The 6,250-nt window shown below is 55.5% G+C and carries 3 protein-coding genes and 1 pseudogene; 1 reads left to right on the plus strand and 3 read right to left on the minus strand.

The features are described from left to right. The first annotated feature begins 434 nt into the window (after positions 1-434). Positions 435-1,331: a ParA family protein gene (locus tag RSSM_RS03705; protein WP_044300927.1), complete on the plus strand. Its 897-nt coding sequence runs from the start codon at positions 435-437 to the stop codon at positions 1,329-1,331. Positions 1,332-1,446: 115 nt separating this feature from the next. On the opposite strand, the gene fdhA is transcribed toward RSSM_RS03705, so the two are convergent. The 3 genes and pseudogenes from fdhA to RSSM_RS03725 form a co-directional block, all read right to left on the minus strand. Continuing rightward, complete coding sequence (gene fdhA, locus RSSM_RS03710) at positions 1,447-2,655, minus strand: formaldehyde dehydrogenase, glutathione-independent (protein WP_044300929.1); 1,209 nt, start codon at positions 2,653-2,655, stop codon at positions 1,447-1,449. Positions 2,656-3,369: 714 nt separating this feature from the next. Beyond that, positions 3,370-5,052: a sulfatase family protein gene (locus RSSM_RS03715; protein ID WP_390174042.1), complete on the minus strand. Its 1,683-nt coding sequence runs from the start codon at positions 5,050-5,052 to the stop codon at positions 3,370-3,372. A gap of 805 nt (positions 5,053-5,857) precedes the next feature. Then, a pseudogene (locus RSSM_RS03725) lies at positions 5,858-6,250 on the minus strand (hypothetical protein); the annotation flags it as partial.

Raw genomic sequence — 6,250 nt, forward strand, 5'->3', positions numbered from 1 at the left:
CTTCACTTTCGGCGACGGGTAGAGGCAATCGTCGGAGATTACCAAAAGGGACCATGCCATGGCTTCGGCATCGGTTCAAAAACTGAGCCATGCGTCAGTAGTCGCGTCTATTCGTCATCGGCCCAAACAAGGTCGTGCAGACAGACACGCAACGTGTTCATTCCCCAATGACACCGATAGCCGCGACCGCGCTCGGTCGCGACGATTAGGACGGTCCTATGGGTGAGCGAGTTTGATCGGCAGCAGAAACGGCCTCCGATTGCTTGATATGCGGACTTTGATAGGCAAAGAGAGGGGTGTTGTTACGCCCGTTCGGAACAAGTCGCGAAACAATTGCGATGATTGCGTGCGCTGACCTGCGGCCAACGTGCCGCGACTCAGCGATGCAGCGGACGGGTTGCCCTACACTTCCTACTCTTTGCGAAGGACGTTCCATGCCCACTGTTCTCATGATCAACCTGAAAGGCGGCGTTGGAAAAACCGCTTCGACAATCGCGTTGGCCGAAACACTTGCCGAACAGAACTATCGAACACTGGTCATCGATGCGGATCATCAAAGTATGGCGGGAGAACTGTTGGTGGGACAACCTCGCATGCTCGCTGCGGAGAAATCGCGAACGACGCTGCACGATTTGTTTCTGGCGATGGCGGACTGCAACTTTGAAGAGGCAAGTTTGCCTCGGTTCATCCTTCAAGCCGCGTCATCGGTGGAGTCGGCATTGGAAAACCTGGACGTGCTGCCATGCTCGTTTCGCATTGACGACTTCTTCAGCAACGTGGCACGTTCGCATCGCCTGTGCCGCTCCTACAGCAGCGAGCGAGAACTGCAGATCCACCTCGGCAAGCAGATGAAAAAGATCGGACGTTGGTTCAATGCAAACTACGACTTTGTATTGGTCGATTGCCCGCCGAGCGTCGCGATGCAAGTGAAGATGATGATGCGGATCGCAGACGGCTATGTGATTCCAAGCGTCCCGGACCAACTTTCGATACGAGGATCTGAAAACCTGGTCGAGCGAATTGGAAAGTACGGCTTCAAGCTCACCGCACTCGGAACGCTGTGGACGTTGTACCGCGAGCAAATCTCACTGCACCGCGAAATGATTCGTGACCCCTACTCGAAGATCCCACAACCATTCAAAACCGTCATTCCCAACTCGACGCGAATGGCGGCAGCAGCAGACCCGCGAAACGCCACGGAACGCATCGCGCATTGCAATGCCAAATACGGGAGAGCGTTCGCGGACAAGTATCGCGACATTGTGGAGGAGATGCTGCAGCGTTGCGAACAACATGCGATTCCGGTCCGTGAGGTCATGCTCACAGTGTGACCGCGGGTCCAGCAGCGAGTCGGTTGTTTCGCTCGTTCAACTCACGCGAACGACGCGCCGCCGTTTCACGGGTGGAATACGGCGGCGCGGCAACGTTCGATGAATCAACCGCGTTCTAGGTTGCCGCGGCGAGGACGCCGTGAGGATCGAGAACAAACTTCTTGGCGGCGCCCTTGTCGAAGTCCGCGTAACCTTTGACAGCATCCTCGAGAGGAATAACGGTGGCGTTGACGGCCTTTGCGATTTGGCATCGCTCGTGCAAGATCGCCATCATCAGCCCTCGGTTGTACTTCATCACCGGACACTGACCGGTCGTAAAGTGCAAGGATTTTGCCCACCCCAATCCGATGCGGATCGATAGGTTACCGGTTCGCGCGGCCTCATCGACACCGCCCGGGTCGTCGGTCACATACAAACCTGGAATACCAACTCCGCCGGCTACGCGGGTAACCTCCATGACTTGGTTGAGCACGGTGGCAGGTTTTTCAACCCCGGCATCGCCTCCGTGGCCGCGGGCTTCGAATCCAACGCAATCCACCGCACAATCGACTTCGGGGACACCCAAGATTTGTTCGATCATCTCCGGCAGTGACGCATCGGTCTTTAGGTCCACGGTCTCGCAACCGAACGAGCGAGCCTGCGCGAGCCGTTCATCGATCATATCCCCGACAATCACCACCGCGGCACCCAGAAGCTGAGCCGCGTGGGCGCACGCCAAGCCAACCGGCCCCGCGCCGGCCACGTAGACGGTGCTGCCGGTCGTGACCCCGGCGGTGTACGCACCGTGGTATCCCGTCGGGAAGATATCCGAGAGCATGGTCAGGTCGCGAATTTTGGCGAGAGCTTGATCACGATCAGGGAAGGCGAGCAGATTCCAATCCGCGTAGGGCACCATCACGTATCGCGATTGACCGCCGATCCATCCTCCCATGTCCACATACCCGTAGGCTGCGCCGGGGCGGTCGGGGTTCACGTTTTCGCACACGCCGGTATCGCCTTCTTTGCAGCACCGGCAGCGACCACAAGCGATATTGAACGGCACGCTGCAGATGTCGCCCTGTTTGATGAACTCGACATCGCGGCCCACCTCGACCACTTCCCCGGTGATCTCATGACCGAGCACGAGCCCGGTGGGAGCTGTCGTGCGACCACGAACCATGTGTTGGTCCGAACCACAAATGTTTGTTGAAATGACTTTCAAAATGACACCGTGATGACACTGACGTGATTTGCCACGGTAATTCAGCTCTAACTTAGGATCGTCGATCGACTGAACGTCAACGTTTCCGGCACCAAGGTATACAACACCTTTGTTATCTGACATCGAAATCACACCTCATGGACAATGTGGGGAAGGGAACAGTCCTATACATTACGAGCCCTGACGGGTGCCCAAGCTCGCATCGGCGTGGCTCAGTCTATCAGATACGAATGCGACAATGGAGCGCAGCGAGCGCAATTAATTTCCACAAGCCCTTGCAGTCTATGGACTTACGGCCGGAGCTACCTAGCTCATTCGGTAACACCAAGCGAGATAGAAGAGCTTGACCAGAAAAAGCTTCCTCGCCGAAACGGTTCGACTCGTCTGCATCGAACCAATTGCTAACCGAACGAGCAGACGTCTCGGCGAGAAAGTCAGATGCTTCTTCGCTCGGAGTCTGTTAGAAAGAGTCGTCGTCCCCACGACCGGCTCGTCAATCTACTGAGACGTCTGAATGACTCTCAGTAGAGTTGAAACGTTCGAGCGTTTTGAAGAATGATGTAGGTGATGCATCGAGACGTTGGGGTTTGAGCCCTGGCGAATTTAGCTACGGGGATCAGGCGTCTCAAACATCGAAATACGATAGTCGTTTCAGTCAGCTCTCTTTTCGGGTAGTGGAACAGGTCAAAGCCCCTGCTGCATGAGAATCTTTCACGAGATCCACTACCGCCTACCCGAAAACTGAACTGCGTCGGGATACTGCGTGCCAACACGCGAATCAGTGCCAACGAGAGTCAAGCAGCCGGACGATTGCCCGGCTTGCTAGTGGCTCGCGTTCTATTCGCCTTTCCAAGTTTGGATATTCCGCTTGTTGGCTTCGAGTTCTTTCAAGCGGCGTTGGAGGTAGCGGTGCGAGACCTCCACCGCTTCGGCTCGATCGGCTTCGTCATAGTCCCAGAACTGTTGCACAATCTCTTCGCATTTCGGGTAGTGTGATCCATCGTCACCGACACGTTGTCGTGTTTCGGCGAGACGTTTTTTCAGCTCAGCGACTAAACCGGCATGCTCTGGGTTGTCGATCAAGTTCGTCGTTTCGTGTGGGTCATTCACCAAATCATACAACTCCCAACCGGCGGGAGTTTGATATCCGCCGTCGTAGTTGCAGCCGTAGTAGTAGATCAGTTTGTGTGTCTTGGTTCGGATGCCCATGTGAGCAGGATTGTCGTGATGCGCCATGTGCATCCAGTACCGGTAGTACGCTTCTTGCTTCCAGTCGCCTGGTTCGTTTCCAGTCTCCAGCAATGACTTGAACGACCGACCTTGCACAGAATCGGGGATCGTGGCGCCTGCGAAGTCGAGCATTGTCGGACCGTAGTCGACGTTTTCGATAATGGTGTCGAAGGTTTGGCCGGCGGGTACGGTTTCGGGGTAACGAACAAGAAACGGCATCCGCTGCGATTCCTCGAACATCCACCGTTTGTCTTGGTAGTCGTGTTCGCCGAGCATGAAGCCTTGGTCACCGGTGTAGATAATTACTGTGTTGTCGAGTTCGCCGGTGGACTCGAGATAAGCAAACAGGCGACCAAGGTTATCATCGATTCCCTTGACGCAACGCAGGTACTTTTTGAGGTACGCGTTGTAGGCAAACCGGGTGTTCTCCTCGTCGGTGTAGTTTTTCGGATCGAAATTCTCAGGGAACTCGTTTGGATACAGTTTCGGCAGGTCCATCAAGTACGACCGCCGTGGATTGCGACTGCCGATGGAAGTGCCGATGTGCGGCAGCAACTCGTCGTTCGCGCCACGTGTCGCGATCGACCCGAATCGCGGATCACGCTTCCACAGCGTTTCTGGCTCGGGGATGTTGATGTCTGCCAAGTACGACTCGTAACGATGTGCGTTGTCGAAGTAGTCGTGAGGCGCCTTGTAGTGATGCATCAGGAAAAACGGCTTGTCTTCATCACGACCGTCTTTGAGCCAGTCGAGCGTGAGGTCGGTAATGGCATCGGTAGAATGCTTGCCATCGAATTTGATCGTGTTCTTTCCCCAAGGCTTGTCACCACGAACGCGGAAATCAGGGTTGTGGTAGTGCCCTTGGCCGGGCAGAACGCAGTAGTAGTCGAAATCTGCAGGCTCGACCTTGAGGTGCCACTTCCCGATCATCGCGGTTTGATAGCCGGCCTTTTTCATTTGAATCGGGAGCATTTGCTTGCCCGGTTTGACGGATCCCCCGAGATCGAATGCACCGTTGATATGGTTGTACTGTCCGGTCAGAACACAAGCACGCGAGGGTGAGCAAATGGAGTTGGTACAAAACGCGTTGGTAAACATCGCACCTTCTTTTGCAAGTCGGTCAATGTTGGGTGTCGGTGCGACTTCAGCGAGTCGGCCCCCGTACGCGGAGATTGCGTGGGCAGCGTGATCATCCGACATGATATAGAGAACATTCGGACGATCGGCGGATACGCTCGAGACGGCAGCAAGCATCGCAGCCACAAACAGAGAGCTGCGGCAGAACAGCATTCGCAAATTCATGTTTTGCACCTTTGGGGGTGGTGATAGGGTTTCGTGAACGAGAGGTTTGCGTGACAGCAGCGCGGGTTGCTGAAACGCACGCAAACGTTACGCAACAACATCCTTTCCGGTGGGCAATGGCTTCACCATCGGTCGCGGCAGCAACGCCATGCAATGGCAACGACTTGAACAGTCTGACCGAGCCAACGAGTCCGCACCGCTTAGGCGAGTTTAACCGCCTGTCGATCGTGATTCATTACCCCGGCGTAGCAGATCGTCGAGATTGCAAGAGTTATTCGAATGACTCCGGCGCGGCGCACTGCATAGACTTCACAAAAGGGACACGCATGCTTTCGACCATTATGAAGCGTTGGCCGAAAGGTCACACAGAGCATATGTCCCAGACGCTCGATCTGTGAACAAGAATCTTCGAAACCTGAGGCAGGTCTATACAGCAGGCGATCAGTCGCCTTGCTGACAATGCGAACTTTGGACCAATTCGAACGGGTTGGGAACGGAATCGTCGCTGCGGATCAGCGTGGGATGTCTCGTTTGCGCGGTATTATCCGCGGCTAACGCCGATCGGCTGATGGGTGCTGAACCGACTGTCAACGCATCGATTGAGGTGAGGTGGTTCACGACCGGCGGAGCGGCTTGGCTGTGTTGAGGTGGTAGGTGCGAGTCTTGGAAAGACTCGCCTACGTGGGCTGTGCGCGCATGAAAAAACCGCGTGAGCGGGAGGCTCACGCGGTTTCGTAGATTCATGGTTTGGCGAGTCCTAGCGAGAGCTTGGATCGCCGGGGAGCGTCAAGAACTAGCCGCCACAGCTGGTGCAACCGGCACCGGCTTCCATGACAGGAGCAGCTTGAACAGGAGCCGACTGATAGACAGGAGCCGATTCCATCACAGGAGCGCTCTCGTAGCTGACAGCAGCAGGTGCGCTGTAGACGGGAACTTGGACGGTAGTCGGAACTTGCTTGCAGACCTGAACTTGAACTTCCTTCATCGTGGTCACTGGGACGCACACGCTGTAGGTTTCTGGCACTTCTTCGGTGACAGTGTCATAGACAGTCACGTTGTAAGTACGAGTACGAGTTTCAGGCACGCAGACGGTGTACGAAACTTCGCGGGTGCGTTGTTGCGTTTCCATGCGAGTCTTGTTGACCGTACGAGTACGCTCTTCAGTCGTCATGGTCGTTTGTGGGAC

The sequence above is a fragment of the Aporhodopirellula sallentina SM41 genome (assembly GCF_000346505.1).
GTDB lineage: Bacteria > Planctomycetota > Planctomycetia > Pirellulales > Pirellulaceae > Rhodopirellula > Rhodopirellula sallentina.

Coding starts and splice junctions, on each gene's coding strand:
- fdhA (WP_044300929.1), bottom strand. CDS start 2,655: ATGTCAGATAACAAAGGTGTTGTATACCTTGGTGCCGGAAACGTTGAC.
- RSSM_RS03705 (WP_044300927.1), top strand. CDS start 435: ATGCCCACTGTTCTCATGATCAACCTGAAAGGCGGCGTTGGAAAAACC.
- RSSM_RS03715 (WP_390174042.1), bottom strand. CDS start 5,052: ATGCTGTTCTGCCGCAGCTCTCTGTTTGTGGCTGCGATGCTTGCTGCC.